Source organism: Corynebacterium sp. LK2537 (assembly GCF_040946485.1).
In the GTDB taxonomy this organism is placed as follows: Bacteria; Actinomycetota; Actinomycetes; order Mycobacteriales; family Mycobacteriaceae; genus Corynebacterium.
The window spans coordinates 65,923-81,489 of sequence record NZ_JAYWLQ010000002.1; the positions used below are offsets into that span (position 1 = coordinate 65,923).

13 protein-coding genes are annotated in these 15,567 nt (G+C 66.7%); 5 read left to right on the plus strand and 8 right to left on the minus strand.

Features of this window, described 5'->3' with window-relative positions; all coding sequences use genetic code 11:
• The first annotated feature begins 6 nt into the window (after nucleotides 1-6).
• On the plus strand, nucleotides 7-597 hold the full coding sequence (locus VVS03_RS03240; protein WP_368519505.1) for a hypothetical protein: 591 nt from the start codon (nucleotides 7-9) through the stop codon (nucleotides 595-597).
• Between the two features lie 62 nt (nucleotides 598-659).
• On the plus strand, nucleotides 660-986 hold the full coding sequence (locus tag VVS03_RS03245; RefSeq protein WP_296204898.1) for a putative quinol monooxygenase: 327 nt from the start codon (nucleotides 660-662) through the stop codon (nucleotides 984-986).
• Here VVS03_RS03245 and VVS03_RS03250 read toward each other — a convergent pair.
• Nucleotides 983-3,451: an acyltransferase family protein gene (locus tag VVS03_RS03250; RefSeq protein WP_368534124.1), complete on the minus strand. Its 2,469-nt coding sequence runs from the start codon at nucleotides 3,449-3,451 to the stop codon at nucleotides 983-985. The genes VVS03_RS03245 and VVS03_RS03250 overlap by 4 nt on opposite strands.
• A gap of 80 nt (nucleotides 3,452-3,531) precedes the next feature.
• Nucleotides 3,532-4,347 carry an HAD family hydrolase gene (locus VVS03_RS03255; RefSeq protein WP_368534123.1) on the minus strand — a complete coding sequence of 272 codons (816 nt, stop codon included), beginning with the start codon at nucleotides 4,345-4,347 and terminating at the stop codon, nucleotides 3,532-3,534.
• A gap of 61 nt (nucleotides 4,348-4,408) precedes the next feature.
• Here VVS03_RS03255 and VVS03_RS03260 point away from each other — a divergent pair, with 61 nt between their 5' ends.
• Nucleotides 4,409-5,455 carry a 3-hydroxyisobutyryl-CoA hydrolase gene (locus VVS03_RS03260; protein ID WP_368534122.1) on the plus strand — a complete coding sequence of 349 codons (1,047 nt, stop codon included), beginning with the start codon at nucleotides 4,409-4,411 and terminating at the stop codon, nucleotides 5,453-5,455.
• A gap of 16 nt (nucleotides 5,456-5,471) precedes the next feature.
• Here the strand turns inward: VVS03_RS03260 and VVS03_RS03265 are convergent, their stop codons facing one another.
• The 4 genes from VVS03_RS03265 to VVS03_RS03280 all read right to left on the minus strand — a co-directional run bounded on the left by VVS03_RS03265 (nucleotide 5,472) and on the right by VVS03_RS03280 (nucleotide 11,269).
• Complete coding sequence (locus tag VVS03_RS03265; RefSeq protein ID WP_368534121.1) at nucleotides 5,472-6,620, minus strand: glycosyltransferase family 4 protein; 1,149 nt, start codon at nucleotides 6,618-6,620, stop codon at nucleotides 5,472-5,474.
• A 14-nt stretch (nucleotides 6,621-6,634) separates the two neighbouring features.
• The gene (locus tag VVS03_RS03270; protein ID WP_368534120.1) at nucleotides 6,635-7,828 is read right to left on the minus strand and encodes an NAD-dependent epimerase/dehydratase family protein; all 1,194 of its coding nucleotides are present in this window, start codon (nucleotides 7,826-7,828) and stop codon (nucleotides 6,635-6,637) included.
• Nucleotides 7,829-7,986: 158 nt separating this feature from the next.
• Complete coding sequence (locus VVS03_RS03275) at nucleotides 7,987-8,577, minus strand: TetR/AcrR family transcriptional regulator (RefSeq protein ID WP_368534119.1); 591 nt, start codon at nucleotides 8,575-8,577, stop codon at nucleotides 7,987-7,989.
• Nucleotides 8,570-11,269, minus strand: a complete 2,700-nt coding sequence (locus VVS03_RS03280; RefSeq protein WP_368534118.1) for an MMPL family transporter — start codon at nucleotides 11,267-11,269, stop codon at nucleotides 8,570-8,572. Before VVS03_RS03280 ends, VVS03_RS03275 begins: the two co-directional genes overlap by 8 nt.
• 227 nt (nucleotides 11,270-11,496) lie before the next feature.
• Between VVS03_RS03280 and VVS03_RS03285 the strand changes: the two genes are divergently transcribed.
• Complete coding sequence (locus tag VVS03_RS03285; protein WP_368534117.1) at nucleotides 11,497-12,153, plus strand: hypothetical protein; 657 nt, start codon at nucleotides 11,497-11,499, stop codon at nucleotides 12,151-12,153.
• A gap of 3 nt (nucleotides 12,154-12,156) precedes the next feature.
• Here VVS03_RS03285 and VVS03_RS03290 read toward each other — a convergent pair whose 3' ends face one another.
• The gene (locus VVS03_RS03290; protein WP_368520994.1) at nucleotides 12,157-12,561 is read right to left on the minus strand and encodes a hypothetical protein; all 405 of its coding nucleotides are present in this window, start codon (nucleotides 12,559-12,561) and stop codon (nucleotides 12,157-12,159) included.
• 37 nt (nucleotides 12,562-12,598) lie between these two features.
• Between VVS03_RS03290 and VVS03_RS03295 the strand changes: the two genes are divergently transcribed.
• Nucleotides 12,599-13,468 carry a patatin family protein gene (locus VVS03_RS03295; RefSeq protein WP_368534116.1) on the plus strand — a complete coding sequence of 290 codons (870 nt, stop codon included), beginning with the start codon at nucleotides 12,599-12,601 and terminating at the stop codon, nucleotides 13,466-13,468.
• 12 nt (nucleotides 13,469-13,480) lie between these two features.
• Here VVS03_RS03295 and VVS03_RS03300 read toward each other — a convergent pair whose 3' ends face one another.
• A complete protein-coding gene (locus tag VVS03_RS03300; RefSeq protein ID WP_368534115.1) occupies nucleotides 13,481-15,430 on the minus strand; it encodes an MFS transporter in 1,950 nt (649 codons plus the stop codon).
• Between the last annotated feature and the right edge of the window lie 137 nt (nucleotides 15,431-15,567).

A 15,567-nucleotide genomic window follows, 5' to 3' on the forward strand; every position in this document is an offset into this window, starting at 1 on the left:
GGGGGTATGCGCAACCACCGTCGAACTCGTAAGTTTTCTACCGTCCTGGCCGCCGTCGCCGTGACCCTCGGCGGGACGCAGGCAGCCCAGGCCCAGGTGCTGCCGCAACCGGCGGACTTGTCATCCCAGGCAGGCGCCCAGGTCGAGCAGCTGTCCTCGCAGCTCCCGCAGGTGGAGCTGCCCGCCCCGGCCTACGAGGCCGCCGACCGCTTCGGCATCCAGCTGCCGGCCTTCATCGCCCCGCCGCAGGGTGCGGCCTTCGCCCAGGTCCGCTCCGATCTTGGCGCGGCCACCCACGCCCACCTGGTCAAGCAGGGCCACCACCCGAACCAGCGCGCGGCGGGCATCGCCCAGCAGTGGGCCGACGAGGCCGCGGCCGGCAAGGTCCACTTCAACGGTAAGGTCGGCCACGGCACCGCGGCTGCCGATGCCGGCGAGGGCTCCGTCCACCGCCTGACCGAGCAGGAGGCCCGCGAGCGGACCGCGTGGCTCAACCGCGACGTCCCGGTCACCCGCATTGACGACGGGCGCGGCTTCGGCGTGGCCACTGCCACCGACGGGAAGTTCGTCTACGTGGCCGAGTTCTTCCTGCGCTAGTGTGATTAGCGCCTCCTTAGCGAGGCAAGGCCCCATCCACCCAGACGGGTAGGATGGGGGCCATGATTTTTATCAACGTTCAATTCCACGTCAAGCCCGAGTACGCCGAGACCTTCCTCGATGAGATCGACTGGTACACCCAGGCCTGCAACGCCGAGGAGGGCTGCCTGGACTTCAAGTGGTTCCGCGATCCGGAAGACCGCCAGAAGTTCCTGCTGCTGGAGACCTACGCCGACGGCAAGGACGTCGACCACGTCCAGTCCGAGCACTTCGAGCGCTCCTGCCGCGAATTCCCGCAGTACCTGGTCGAGACCCCGGACATCATCAACTTCCACATCGAGGGCAAGGAGTCCTGGGACAAGATGGCCGAGTTCAAGGTCGAGGACTAAACCTCGCACTTAGTCGTCGTGGCCTTCTCGCCGTGGGCGTAGCGCAGCAGCCCGTAATAGAAGGCCAGGGCGTATTGATCGGTGCCCACGCCCGCCACCGGATGAATCCCGTCTTCGCGCAGGTAGTTCGGGTCGTGCTGGGCGTGCGAGCACCAGTCCGCTAGGTAGACGTTGTCGTATTTTTCTACGGCGGCAATGGTCTCCTGCCGCGCAGCGGTCATCCAGTCACGGTCGCCGTAGGGGGTGGCGATAAGCACCGTGCGCTTTGGCCCGATGGCCTTCATCATCTGATCGATTTCGTCGTCTAACTGCGGCCCGTTGGTGCCGAATCCCAAAAAGACCGTGTCCCGCAGCTGGCCCGAGTCCGCGAGCTGTTGGATGGCCGGCACTCCCTGGTCGTAGTGCCGGGAGACCGCCGCGTCGATATAGATTCCGGGGAAGCGGTCCTGCAGCGACTGGCTGGAGGCCAGCATCACGGAATCGCCCACGGCGGTAATCTCGTCGCCGCTGGGCATGGGGTGGACCATGTCCGGGGTCTTCTTATCCTCCGAAGTCTTGCCATTCGGGGCGCTAGCGGCGTCCCCGCCACCCTTGCGCGGGCTGTCGTCGCTAGGCGCCTGGGCGTTGTGGGACTGGTTCTGCGCGGCCAGGTCATCTAGCTCCTGCTCGAAGGAGGTCTTGTCGCCGGAGTGGGTCAGGCCCCAGGCGATGCCGCCGAGGGAGCTGAAGATCAGCACGGGAACCAGCGGCCACGCCGCCACCTTCCACGCCGAGCGCAGCGTGGCCCAGTCGGGGCGGGCGGACCAGAAATCGTGGGCGGTGGTGCGGTAGCCGCGGCGGCGCAGCGGGTTCTCAATGCACCGGTAGCTGACCTCCGCCAGCCCGGCAGACAGCAGCAGGGCGACGATACCCACGGCCCAGACGTTCGCGCCCCCGATAAGCTCCCGCAGGATGATGACGACGGGCCAGTGCCACAGGTACAGGGAGAAGGAACGCTTGCCGGCCCAGCGCATGAAGCGGTTGGCGAACAGCGCGTTGAGTACTGGGCGCTCGGCCAAGATGCCGCAGATGATCGCCACGCCCAGCACGCTGGAGGCCAGCAGCCCACCGCGGTAGGTAAAGGTTAAGTCGTCGGCCATGAACAGCAGCTGCGCGGCGTAGGCGACCAACGCCACTAGGCCGACGGCCTCGGCCACGCGCCGCCCGGAAGCGGAGTAGTGCGGCCACGCGGGCGCTTCCGGGTTCGGGTTGCGCGTGGTGATGATAAGCGACAGGCCCGCGCCGGCCAGCAGGCCGAAGGCGTGGGTATCCGTGCCGTAGTAGACGCGCGTCGGATCTTCGCCCGGGGTGACCAGCCAGGCCATCGCCAGCGCGGAGGCAACGCCCAGCGTCACGCTGACCCCTAGCGCGAGGCGCCGCGGTTGCCGCCTGCCCAGGGAGAACAACCCCAGGATAATCAGCGGCCACAGCAGGTAGAACTGCTCTTCCACGGCCAGGGACCAGTAGTGGGCGAAGACCTGGACCTCGTTGTCGGCGAAATAGGACTGGGAGGTCGCGATTTGGACCCAGTTGTTGGCGAAGAACAGGGTGCCGAAGAATTGCTCGCGCAGGTTGACGGCGATATCGCCGCCGATGGCCCCGACCAGCGCCGTGCAGATAGCCAGCACCGCCACGGCCGCCGGTAGGATGCGGCGGAAACGCCGGACCCAGAAATCGCGCAGGCTAATCCCGCCGGTGACGTCGAATTCTCGGACCAAAAGCGAGGTAATCAGGAACCCGGACAGGACGAAGAACATGTCCACGCCCAGGTAGCCGCCCGGCAGCACGTCGCCGAAGAAGTGGTAGATAATCACCGCGGCGACCGCCAGCCCGCGCAGGCCGTCGAGGGCGGGCACGTAGCGCAGCCGCGCCGTGTTCTTCTTCCGCGGTTGCTTCCCTCCCGCGGCGGCGCGGACACCGCCTACCTCCCGCGGGCGCGGGGCCGCAAGTACGGATCCGCCCTTGCCGCCTGCCGGCAGCGCTGCCGGCGCGGCCTTGGCCACGCGGGTCTTCGGGCCAGTCGCAGCCTTCGGAGCGGCCGCTGCCTTCGGGGCAGTGCCCACCACCTGGGGAGCGGCCTTGACCACCGGGCGCCGGTTACTCGCCGGCGCAGCTGTGCGGCCAGCGGGAAGCGCCTTGCGCACCGGGTTGGGGCCGAGCGCGCGTTGCGGCTGGGCTACCGCGGCAGGCGGGGTGGCCGGGGCTACAGACGTTGCCGGGTTCTGCTTTGCGGTCTCGCCGGGGTTGCCCGGTTCCTTCTTCGCCTCCGGCTGCTCCGGTTCCGGCTGGGGAGTTGGGGCAGGTTGAGCAGGTGGCGTGCTCGGCGAAGACGGCATACCGCTAGTGCCGGTGCTCTGGCTGCGACTGCGGCGCTGGTTTAGCTTCTTTGCAATGCGCTTGCCCAGTTTGCCGGCCCTAGAACTCACCACTGGCTCCTACCTAGCTTGGGGGAAATAACCGCGCCCTGATCTGCGAGTGAGACTCATTATCAGGGCAATGGTGGGGATTATTCTCCAAACCAGTCGCGGAGTACTTCTAACACGCCGTTGCGAAGATTGGAGGGAGCTTGGAGATCGGCGATCTCTTTCAGGCGGGGGTGAGCATTCTCCATCGCCACGGCGGTGCCGGCGGCCTGGAGCAGCTGAAAGTCGTTGAGGTAATCGCCGAAGGCCGCGGTCTGCTCCATCGGGATGCCCAGCTTCGCAGCCAGCTGTTCCAGCGCGTGGCCCTTGTCCGCGTCGGCGGACATGACGTCCAGCCAGTTCTTGCCGGAAATGGCCAGGTTGTTGCCCGCGGCCGCCGCCCGCAGGTGCGGGGCGACGTGCTCCTCGGAGTCGGCGGTGCAGTAGACCGCCAGCTTGACCAAGGGCTCTGCGGCCGCGACTGGGGCGAGGTCGTCGACCACGGTCACGGAGTGGTAGTACTTGTCGATTTCGGCCCGGATGCCGGCCGGGGTGCCCGCGGCGACGTAGGCCGTTTCCGGGGCGCAGAGGACGACCGCGTAAGTATGGGCGCGGTCGATGTTCTCGCAAGCCGTCAGGCAGTCCGTGACCACGTTGGTGGGCAGCTGGGTGGTGTCCACGACCTGGCCGTGGTGGCTGACCACGGTGCCGTTTTCCGCGATGAAGGACTCGATGCCGCGGATTTCGGCGAACATGTCGCGGAGGGTGGCCAGCTGCCGGCCGGAGGCGGGTACCAAGACCGCACCGCTGTCGTGGAGCTGGGCGGCGAGCTCGTTGAACCCGGCGGGGATGCGGCCTTCGCCGTCGAGGAGGGTTCCGTCCATGTCGAGGGCGATGAGCCGGGGAGTAGGTGCAGGCATAATGATCCTCCGTGAAATATGGGGCTGCGGCGCCGCTGTGTGACGTGGAATACTGGATACCATGACTGAACACAACGATGCCCCAGTAATTCTTGACGTCCGCAACAGTACCGGAGTGGTGGAGCTCAACCGGCCCAAGGCCTTGAATTCACTCAACCCGGAGATGGTCGACAAGATCGTCGAGGGACTCAACCAGTGGCGCGACGACGACGCCATCGAGCAGGTGCTCTTTGTCTCCCGCAGCCCGAAGGCCTACTGCGCCGGCGGCGACGTGCGCGCGGCGCGGGAGGGCCTGCTGGACGGCAAGGTCGCGGAGGTAGACCGGTTCTTCTCGGACGAGTACGCCATGAACGCCCAGCTTGCGCACTACCCGAAGCCGGTCATCGCGCTCCTCGACAGCATCGTCATGGGCGGGGGAGTAGGGATCTCCGTACACGGTAGCCACCGCATTGTCACGGACAAGACGTTCGCGTCCATGCCGGAGATGAACATCGGCTACGTCACCGACGTCGGGGCGGGTTATGCCGCCCAGCGGGTGGTGGGCACGCGCGGGAAGTCTTCGCCGGCGCTGGCGAAGTTCTGGGCGCTGACCGGCTACCGCATGTATGCCGCCGATCTGCTCTACTCCGGCCTGGCCACCCACTACGTCAAGGACGCCGAGGCCGTGGAGAAAGACATCGTCGAGCGCGGGATCGATGCCGCCCTGGGTGAGCACGCCAGCCAGCCGGAGGAGGCGGCCCCGCTGGCAGAAGCAATCGACGATATTGAGGCGGTCTTTAGCGCGCCGACGTGGGAGGAAATCTCTCAGCGCCTGGAACAGGCCGGCAATGAGGAGCTGTCGCGCCAGGTGGCGGAGCTGACCCAGGCCGCCAGCCCGACCTCGCTGGTGGCCGCGGCCGAGCTGCTGGCCGCCGAGGAGCGCGCCGACAGCGTCGACGCCGCGCTTGCCATGGAAAACGCGCTCGGGAAATACCTGCGCGGGCTACCCGACTTTAGCGAGGGCGTGCGCGCGGTGCTAGTCGACAAGACCCAGGATGCGACGTTTACGCCGGCCGATGCCGGCGACGTCGACGTAGATGGCATCCGCGCGGCGCTGGGCAACGTGTAGCCACGCCGCGTTAAGCCTAAGGCTGGCGGTAGAGCGGGCCGTCGACGGCTCGCTGGTAGGTCTCGATGAGGGAGCGGGTGGCCGCCTCCCAGGACCACCGCTCGGCCTCGGCGCGCGCGGCCGTGCCCATCGCAGCGCGGCGCTCGGCATCGCCTAGCACGCCCGTCAGGGCTTCGGCCCACGCGCTATCGGAGGCGTCATCGTCGACGAGCAGGCCGGTCTTCCCATCGTCGATGACAAAGGGGATCCCGCCCGCATGAGTGCCGACCACCGGCACGCCGGAGGCGAAGGACTCCAGGGCGACTAGGCCTAAGGTCTCGGTGCGGGAGGGGAAGCAGAAGACGTCGCCGCAGGCGAAGGCCGCGGCCAGCTCGTCGCCGGACAGGTAACCGGTAAAGACCGCCTCGTCGGGGCTGAACTGGGCCGCTAGCTGCTCGGAGTACGGGCCGGCGCCGACCACCGCCAGGCGCGCGCCGGGCACGTGCTCGCGCAGCCGCGCCATGATGCCGGGCAGCCGGTCCAAGTCCTTTTCCTTGGACACGCGCCCCACGTAGGTGACCAGCCGGGCCTCTGGGTGGCCGTCGGTCAGGCGGGAACGCATCTGCTCGCTGTAGCGCTGCGGGTAGTAGTTGTCCGTGTCGACGGCCTTGGGCCACAGCGAAACATTCCTAATGCCCAGCTCTTGGGCGCGCTCGACCATGGGATCCGAGGTGCACAGGTTCTCCACGGCCTGGTTGTGCAGGTAGCGCAGCGCCGCCTCCGTGGCCGGGCGGACCCAGCCGATGCCTAGGGCGTCGACGTACTCGGGCAGGTTCGTGTGGAAACTGCCCACCAGGGGCAGCGCCTCGCGGCGGGCGGCCCACACGCCCAGGGCCGCGGTCCAGATGGGGTTGACCACGTGCACGACGTCGGCGTCGAAGCGCCGCAGCCGGTAAAGCACCCGCGGATCCGGCAGGCCCCATTTCAGCTCGGGGTAGACCGGCCACAGGGACAACGAGGGGATGGACACGACCTCGAAGCCGGCAAAAGTCGCCGGCGGGTTGCCGGGGGCGAAGACGAGCACCTCGTGCCCGGCGGCGTGTAATTCGCGCAGGGTGTGCGTCAGGCGGGTGACGACCCCGTCGATTTTGGGCAGGAAGACTTCCGTGAAGATGGCAATGCGCACGGTAGTTGGCTGCCCTATTCGTTCTCGGGAACGCCGGCGGACTGCTGCGCGGTCCACAGGGAGCGCGCCGGGATCTTGGAGCGATCCACGCGGTCGCAGTACTTGCGCGCGACGTCCTCGACCTCCTGCAGCAGCCCCTCGGACAGGGTGGTGGGCTCAAGCCCCAGGCGCAGGAAGGTGTCGTTGGACACGTGCAGCTCGTTTTCGGCGGACTCCTTGCGCGGGTTCGGCACGTAGGCGACCTGCGCGCCGGAGAACTTCGCGACCAGCTCCGCCAGGTCGCGCACGCGGTGGGTCTCGGTCATCTGGTTGATGATCTTGACCCGCTCGCCGCGCTGCGGCGGATTGTTCAGGGCGAGTTCGATGCAGCGGACCATGTCGCGGATGTGGATGAAGGCGCGGGTCTGGCCGCCGGTGCCGTGGACCGTCAGCGGGTAGCCGACGCCGGCCTGGACCAAGAAGCGGTTGAGCACGGTGCCGTAGTCGCCGTCGTAGTCGAAGCGGTTAATCAGACGCTCGTCCCGGCGGGTCTGCTCGGTGTGCGTGCCCCAGATGATGCCTTGGTGGAGATCCGTAATGCGCAGCTCGTCGTTCTTCGCGTAGTAGGCGAACAGGTGCTGGTCCAGCACCTTGGTCATGTGGTAGACCGAGCCCGGGTTGGACGGGTAGAGGATGGACTGCTCGACCGGATCCGAGCCCGGGACCTCCACCTTGACGTCCAGGTAGCCTTCCGGGATCTCCATGCCGGCGGTGCCGTAGCCATAAACCCCCATTGTGCCTAGGTGGGCGATGTGAATGTCCTGGCCGGACTCGACCACCGCTGCCAGCAGGTTGTGCGTCGCGTTGATGTTGTTGTCCACCGTGTAGCGCTTGGTCCGGGAGGTCTTCATCGAATACGGCGCGGCGCGCTGCTCGGCGAAGTGGACCACGGCATCCGGGCGCTCGGTGTTGAGAAACTCCAGCAGCCCCTCGTAGTCGTGGGCCACGTCGATGCGGTGGAAGCCGATGGTCTTGCCGGAGACTTCCTTCCACGCCCCCAACCGCTCCTCAATGCTGCGGATCGGGGTGAGCGATTCGGCTTCGAGCTCGGCGTCGATGGCGCGCCGGGAGAGGTTGTCAACGATGTGCACGTCGTGGCCCTGGTCGGACAGGTAGAGGGATGCGGGCCAACCGCAGAATCCGTCCCCGCCCAGAATGGCTACCTTCACTGTGTGATACTCCAATAAAACTATCGCGAATAGGGAAAACCTGAAAAAGGCCTAGAAATAAATTTTACCCTGATCCAACGCGTGCGGCGCTGGATCAGGGTAAACCTTCAGTGAACATTTGCCCCGCGCGGCACGTGCCGCGCGGGCCTTGGCTCCGGCTAGGTAATGGAACGCAGAGTAGCGAAGGCGCGGCGGACGAGTTCCTCGCCCTGGGCCGGATCGCGCGGGGCGGGCAGGGCGAAAAACTCCTTGGTCGCCGAGGCGCTAGCCGCGACGCAGGCGTGCAGGACAACCTGCACCTCGAAGGCGTCCCGCTCGGGGCTGCGGCGGGCAAAGACCTCGCGGATCTTTTCCGCCACGCGCTCGGCCTCCTCGCGGCTGACGTCGGTACAGGAGGCCTTTTCCAGGTAGTCCATGACCATAAACAGGGACGTCATGGAGTGCAGCTCCGGATCGGTGCGGCGGAAACCCTGGCGGACGATGTCTTCCACGATCTCGGTCGTGCTGGCGGTGTCCGGGTACTCATCGACCTTGTCGACGATGAGGCTGACGGCGTCGAGGGCGAACTGGCACAGGCACTCGTTCACGCTGGAGTAATAGTTGTGGAAGGTGCGGGCGGAAATGCCCGCCTGCTCCGCCACATGAGAAACCGTGAGCGCCTCGGCGCCTTCGGCCAGATAGATACGGCCGGCCGCATTCGCTATCGCCTGCCGGGTAGCGCGCTTTTTCGTTTCTCGGAGATTACTCATTGCCAGTTAGTGCCTTCTTGACCTTGGTCCACCAGGAACCCTTGCCCGAAAGGTTATCGCCTTGCCGCCCCCGGGCGCTAGTCTCCGCGCCCTGGGCATCGCCGGTGGGCAGCGGGGTAGCCGGGCCGGACTGGGCATAGTCGCCGGCGCGCCGGGCCGCCACGACGTGGGCGGCGTAGCCGCCGTGTTCCGGGTGGAAGTCCGCGTAGGTGGCGCGGCGCGACTTCGCAGCCGTATTCGCGTCGGCGTTGCCGGTCGCGGTTGCAGTCTGGGTAGCGGTAGCCGTGGCCGCGCTGCCGGCTGCCGTCGTGCCGACCGGCTGGGCGCTCACCTGGGTGGGGTCGCCGCCGTCCATCAGCGCCGCGCGGTTGGCGGTGAGGGCCTCGCCCTCGATGTCCATGTTCGGCAGGGCCTTGTCCAGCCACTTGGGGATCCACCAGGCCTTGTCGCCCAGCAGGAACATGGTGGCCGGGATGATGGTCATGCGGACCACGAAGGCATCGATAGCCACGCCGATGGCCAGGGCGAAGCCCATGGTCTTGATGAAGGGCTCGTCCATGAGCATGAAGGCGGCGAAGACCGAGATCATGATCAGGGCGGCGGCGGTGACCACGCGGGCGCCGTGCTTGAAGCCGTTGGAGGTCGCATTGCCGGCGGTCTTGCCGTGGACGTAGCCTTCGCGCATGCGGGTGACCAGGAAGACCTGGTAGTCCATGGCCAGACCGAAGGTCAGGCCGATGAGCATGATCGGCAGGAAGGACAACAGCGGCTGCGGATCGTCGATGATGCCGAACATGCCCTCCTGGAAGATGGCCACGGTGATACCGAAGGCGGCGGCCATCGAACCCGCGAAGCCGAGCGCGGCGATGAGCGGGACCCAGATGGAGCGGAAGACCAGCAGCAGGACGATGAACGCCAGGCCCAGGACCACGGCGATGTACGGGATGAGGATCTCCGTGAGCCGCTCCGAGATGTCGTCGAAGATCGGGGTGACACCGGTGATGCCGTATTCGCCGCCGGTGGTCTCCGTGAAGTCGGACTGGTAGGAGCGCAGCGCGTTCAGGGCGTCCGTGGTGGCCTCATCGGTAGCCCCCGTGGTCGGGGTGATGAGCACCTGGGCGGCGTCCATGTTGTCCGTCGTCTGGACGATCTGGGCGTTTTCGACGCCCTCGGTTCCGTTGAAGTCGGCCAACAGCTGCTGGAAGGCCGGCATCCGCTCCTGCTCGTTGACGTCGGCGACGTCGACGAAAGCGACCATCGGGGCGTTGCGGCCCTCGCCGAAGGCGTCGGCGGTGATCTCGTAGGCATCGCGCTGCGGGCTGCCCAGCTTGGCGGAGCCGTCGGTCGGCATGGCCAGGGAGAGGTTGGCGGCCGGGATGGCCAGGATGCCCAGCAGGACAATACCGGCGACCAGGTTGATAACCGGGCGCGCGCGGATCTGGCGGACCCACTTCAGCCCCATGGTGGGCTTCTCGTCCTCCGGGTCCGGAACCTTCGGCCCCGGCACGCGGGCGGCGAAGATCTTGGTGCCCAGCAGGCCCAGCAGGGCCGGGATGAAGGTCAGGGCGACCAGCACGGCGATGGCCACGGTGGCCGCGGCGGCAATCGCCATGGTGCCCAGGAAGGGGATGCCGATCATCGTCAGCGCGACCAGTGCGATGACCACGGTGGTGCCGGCGAAGACCACGGAGGAACCGGCGGTGCCCAGCGCCATGCCCATGGAGTGGGCGCGGGTCTGCTTGTCCATCTTCTTGAGCTCTTGGGCCAGTTCCTTCGGGCTCAGGTTGTTCAGCCCGGAGGAGGTGATGAGCTCGTTGCGGTAGCGGTTGACAATGAACAGGGCGTAGTCGATGCCCACGGCCAGGCCGATCATGGAGGCCAGCATCGGGGTCATGTCCGAGATGGTGTCGGTGAAGATGGTGCCCAGCTGCACTCCCAGCAGGCCCACGCCGACGCCGATGACCGCGGAGATGAGCGGCATGCCGGCGGCCACGAAGGAGCCGAAGGTAATCAGCAGCACGATGGCGGCCACGGCCATGCCGATGAGCTCGGCGGTCATGTTCATCTCTTGGCCGGCGGCGGAGAAGGCGTTGCCGCTGTATTTGACGGTCAGGTCACCGGAGTCGTAGTCGTCCAGGACGTCGGTGACCGCCTCGCGGTCGGCCCCGTCGATCTCCATGACCTCGGGCGCGTCGAAGGTGATGGTCATGGTACCGGTGGTCTTGTCCTCGCTGAGCGGGGACAGGGCCTTGAGGTTGGACTGGATCTGCGCCTGCGGCATGCCCTGGGCGGCCATCTGCTCGCCCATCTGCTTCTGCATGCCGCCGGCGGCCAGCACCGGGTTGACCATCTGGTCCGTGTCGGTCAGGGCCTCGGTGCCCTTCAGCTCATCGATGAGCTCGTCGACCTCGCCCATCACGGCCGGATCGTCCAGGGTCTTGCCCTCGCCAGCCTGGATGACCACGTTGCCGGTGGGCTCGCTCATGGCATCCGAGTCGTTGCCGAAGCGCTCGTTCATCTTGTCTTGGGTGACGGTGGAATCCATGTCCGGCATAGAGAAGTTCGGGTTCGGCTCTTTCGCGAAGCCCGCGGTCAGTCCGGCCATGGCGACGAGCAGGACCAGCCAGAAGGCCAGGAAAGGCCAGACCTTCCGGTAAGACCAGCTGCCCAGCCGGTAGAGGAATTTAGACATAAATCGTTCTTTCTGAGGCGAAGAATGTGCAACGGTTGTCCCGCTCCGCGACGCGCGAGACGTCGAACGGGCGGGGAGGGGGAGGAAATGAAAAGAAGGATTCCGCGGCACGCCGGCGTGAGTATGTACGGCCACGGAAAACATTGCACAGTGTACGCAAACTTGCAGACGGTGTGCAACTTGGGCGGGCTTCGGCCCTGCGGGGCTTAAGCGGTAAGATTGCGCCCATGCTGCACGCCGCTAGTTTCGCCTTCCTGGACTCCGTCAATGCCTTGCTCATTGGCGTGGTCACGGCGCTGGGCGTGATGCTCGAGCGCGGCAAGTACCGCCGGATCGTGCCGCTTTTGATCTTCGGCGACTGGTTCGGAGTCTTCGCCCTGTCGGTCGTGACCATGTTCGTGCTAGACCAGCTCAAGGCCTACGTCGAGGGCTTCCTCGACACGCCCATCCTGGGCGTGCTGCTCATCGTGCTGGGCCTGGCCGCGGCGGTCATGACCTGGCGCCACCGCGGGGGAGAGTCCAACGAGATGGTGAGCAAGCTCCTGCGGCCCCTGCAAAACCCCAGCCCGCTGACGTTTTTGACCGGCTTCATCCTGGGCGTGGCCCAGTCGATTACCTCCGGCGCCTTCTTCGCGGGTCTTATCTACCTCGCCGCCGGGGACTACAGCGCGGGCATCCGCTACGGCGGGCTCTTCCTCTACGCGACCTTCGCCCTGTCCCTGCCCATCGCGGTGGCGGCCTTCGTCGGGCTGGTGCGGCGCAAGCCCGACTCGGCGGCCGGGCGGCTTTTCGCCCAGGCCCGGGAGAACAAAGAGACCGTCAGCAAGGTGGGCAGCTACGTGGTGGCCGCCATCCTGGTCATCATCGGCTTTGCGATGCTCTAGTCCCTAATCCACCACGAAAGCCAGGCGCTCGGAGATTTCGAACTCGCCCGGGCCGGTCAGCTGGGCTGCGACCTCGCGGCGCTCCTCGTCGGAGACGGGGATCAGCCACCCCTTCTTCGGATCGTGGACCGGCAGGGTGGTCTTGCGCACCGGCAGGAGGTAGACCGACGTGCGGTCGAACCCCGGGGAGGCATCGCTGGCGCCGGCTGTTACCAGCAGCGGGCGGTCATTATCGGCCGCCTCCCGCACCGCCGCGGCGGTCAGCGCGTCGACAATCACGATGACGAGGGACTCCGCCGTGGTTACCTGCAGCTGCGCGGCGGCGAATTCCGGCACGTCAACGCGGGCCCGGGCCAGCGCGGGGCCTTTCTGACCGGTTAGCTTGGACCAGATACTGCGCACATCCATGGCTTCGATTGTATCCGCGGCTAGAATGGCGGCCATTATGATTGATGCCTCGGACACCGCGCTCGTCATCGAAGGCGGCGGGATGCGCAATTCCTATACCGCTGCGTGCATCGTGCAATTCATCCAACAAGAAGTTCAGTTCGGATGGGTCGGCGGGGTCTCTGCGGGATCCTCGCACACGGTCAACTACCTGTCGGGGGACCCAATCCGCGCGGAGGATTCCTTCACCGACTTCGCCAAGAACTCCAGCTTCGGCGGCGTGGGCTCCCTGCTGCGGGGCAAGGGCTACTTCAACGCGGAATACATCTACGAAAAATCCGCCGACCAGGACCTGCCCTTCGACTGGGAGGGCTACCAGGCCAACCCGGCGGAGATGAACCTGGCCGCCACGCGCGCGGACACCGGGGAATCGGTCTACTGGACGCGCGCGGACGTGAACGTCCCGGAGGACCTTTTCGTGCGGGTGCGCGCCTCCTCGACCCTGCCGTTGCTGATGCCGCTGCGGGTAATCGACGGTACGCCCTATGTCGACGGCGCCCTCGGCGAACACGGCGGGATCACCATCGAGCAGGCCGAGCAGGCCGGGTATAAAAAGTTCTTCTTCGTCGGCTCCAAGCCGCGGGACTATATCCGGCCCAAGACCCGCCGGCCCAGCATGGTGCGCGGGCTCTTCCGGCGCTACCCGGCCATCGCGGACGCACTCATCGCCCGCCCGGAGCGCTACAACGCTTCCCGCGCGCGGCTGGCGGAGCTGGAGCGGGCCGGCCAGGCCTATCTCTTCTGCCCGGAGGAGATGCAGGTGTCCTCGACGGAGCGCTCGGTGGCCAAGCTGCGGGCCAACTTCGCCGCCGGCGCCCGCCAGGTCGAGCGCGAATGGCTCGCCTGGCAGGAGTTCCTGCGCGGCTAGGCCGCGTCCCGCCTAAGCGCCGCCGTTGCCCGCTGCCGGGGCCGGCGGGGTGGCGGAGACGTAGGTTGCGACCAGGTAGCGGTTGATATCCGAGCGGTTGATCACGCCGACGACGCGGCCGGCGGCATCGACTACGGGCGCCTTTTTCAGGTGGCGCTCGGCCAGCACCGCGGAGATGGTCCCCAGGTCGTCCTCGGTAGCAACCGTGACCACGTCGGTGGTGGCGATGTCTGCCACCTGCTTGTCGAGCACTGCCGCGACCTCGACGCTGAATTCGTCCTCGCCGTGGTGGATGAGGAAGGCATAGGGCGTGGTAAAGCGCGGGACCTGGGTGCCCAGCGCGCCCAGCACGTCGCCGTCGGAGACGATGCCGCGCAGGGTGCCGTCGGCGGCCAGCAGGGGCACGGCCGAGATCTTCTTGTCCACAAAAACCTGCAGCGCCTGGCGGATCGTGGCGGCAGGCGGCAGGTGGTAGACCTCGGTCTTCATCAGCTGGCTGACCAGAGAATCCGTGACCGCCGGGGCCGCTGCGTCTGCTTCCGGGGCGGTCGCGGCGGCATCGTGAGCAGTGCGCGACCGGGTGCCGGCAACCGCCAGGACTGCCGCCCCGGCGGCGAGGATAAACAGCAGGGCGCCGACGGTCAGGAAGCCGCGGTTGGCGGCCTCATCTGCCCCCTGCCCGGAGGCGACGAAGGCGCCGTAGATGCCGGTGGAGACGGCCGAACCGATACAGCCGGCGACCTGGAACGAGGTGGAGAAGATGGTTACGCCGTGCGCGTTGAGGTGGCGCGGCAATTTCGACAGCGCGAAGGACTGCACCGGGCCGATGGCCAGGGCGGAGCCCACGATGGCCGGGATGTACCACAGCGTGATGGCCCAGAGGACCTCCCCGCTCATGGCCCAGGAGGTGGCCAGGGAGAACACGGCCATCAGCGCCATGCCCAGCGGCAGGATGAGCTGCGGGCCGCGCGCGTCGTAAATCTTGCCGGCGACCGGGCCGAGGATGACGGCCATGAGGATGGCGGGGAAGAGCACCAGCGAGGCGGTCAGCCCCGTGGTGCCGTGCACCGACTGCAGGTGGATCGGCACGAGGATATTCATCGAGAAGACGATGATGAGCGCGACGATGTTGATGGTCACGCCGGCGCGGAAGGCGAAGACCCCCAACGGGCGGAGATCGATGAGCGGATCGGCGCTGGTGCGCTGGCGGCGCACGAAGGCGGCCAGGGCTAGCGCGCCGATGACGATGGCGGCGATGGCGACGAGGCGCTGCGGGCCGAAGATGGTGGAAATGCCGTAGAGCAGCCCGATGAGCGCGACGGCAACCAAGGCCACGGAGAGCGCGTCCAGGGCGGTCTTGGCGTGTTCGGAGATGTTGTAGACCACGATCCAGCCGACGATGAAGCTGATTAGGGCCAGCCCGCCGAAGAACCACAGGAGCAGGCGCCAGGAGGCCAGTTCCAGCAGGCCGCCGGAGACCACGATGGCCACCGATGGGCCCAGCGTGGTCATCGCGCCCATCAGCCCCATGAACGTGCCGAGCTTCTCGCGCGGGGCGACGGTGAGGGCGATATTCATTCCGATGGGCACGAGCAGGCCCGTGCCTAGCGACTGGATGATGCGGCCGAGCAGCAGCACGGTGAAGTTCGGGGCCAGGGCAGCGACGACGGAGCCGATAATCAGGGTGGCGGTCGTGGCCAGGTACAGCGGCTTGGTATTAAAGCGGCGGAAGAAGAAACCCGCGGTCGGGGTCATCACGGCCGCGCCCAGCATATAGGCGGTGGCCAGCCACTGGACGGTGGTCACCTCCACGCCGAAGTCGGCCATGATGGGAGTAAAGGCCACGTTCAGGAAAGTCTCATTGAACGTGGCGAGGAACGCCGAAAACGCGGCGGCGATGATGATGGAAAGCCCGGCCGGCTTAGCCGATTGGGCAGGCGCAGCAGAATGTGAAGCAGCCAAGGAAACACCTCTGTAGGTTGTAGCGGGTGAAGAGAAAACGGACTATCACCAGGAAGACCTGCGTGACAAAGGCATCGTGGCGTTAGCAGATTTACTCGCACCGCCGCGCCCTCAGCGTGGGTATAAAAATGGGCGCT

Bases quoted from the DNA above. Each gene is read 5' to 3' on its own strand.
- VVS03_RS03240 (WP_368519505.1), top strand. From the start codon at position 7: ATGCGCAACCACCGTCGAACTCGTAAGTTTTCTACCGTCCTGGCCGCC.
- VVS03_RS03245 (WP_296204898.1), top strand. From the start codon at position 660: ATGATTTTTATCAACGTTCAATTCCACGTCAAGCCCGAGTACGCCGAG.
- VVS03_RS03255 (WP_368534123.1), bottom strand. From the start codon at position 4,347: ATGCCTGCACCTACTCCCCGGCTCATCGCCCTCGACATGGACGGAACC.
- VVS03_RS03260 (WP_368534122.1), top strand. From the start codon at position 4,409: ATGACTGAACACAACGATGCCCCAGTAATTCTTGACGTCCGCAACAGT.
- VVS03_RS03275 (WP_368534119.1), bottom strand. From the start codon at position 8,577: ATGAGTAATCTCCGAGAAACGAAAAAGCGCGCTACCCGGCAGGCGATA.
- VVS03_RS03280 (WP_368534118.1), bottom strand. From the start codon at position 11,269: ATGTCTAAATTCCTCTACCGGCTGGGCAGCTGGTCTTACCGGAAGGTC.
- VVS03_RS03285 (WP_368534117.1), top strand. From the start codon at position 11,497: ATGCTGCACGCCGCTAGTTTCGCCTTCCTGGACTCCGTCAATGCCTTG.
- VVS03_RS03290 (WP_368520994.1), bottom strand. From the start codon at position 12,561: ATGGATGTGCGCAGTATCTGGTCCAAGCTAACCGGTCAGAAAGGCCCC.
- VVS03_RS03295 (WP_368534116.1), top strand. From the start codon at position 12,599: ATGATTGATGCCTCGGACACCGCGCTCGTCATCGAAGGCGGCGGGATG.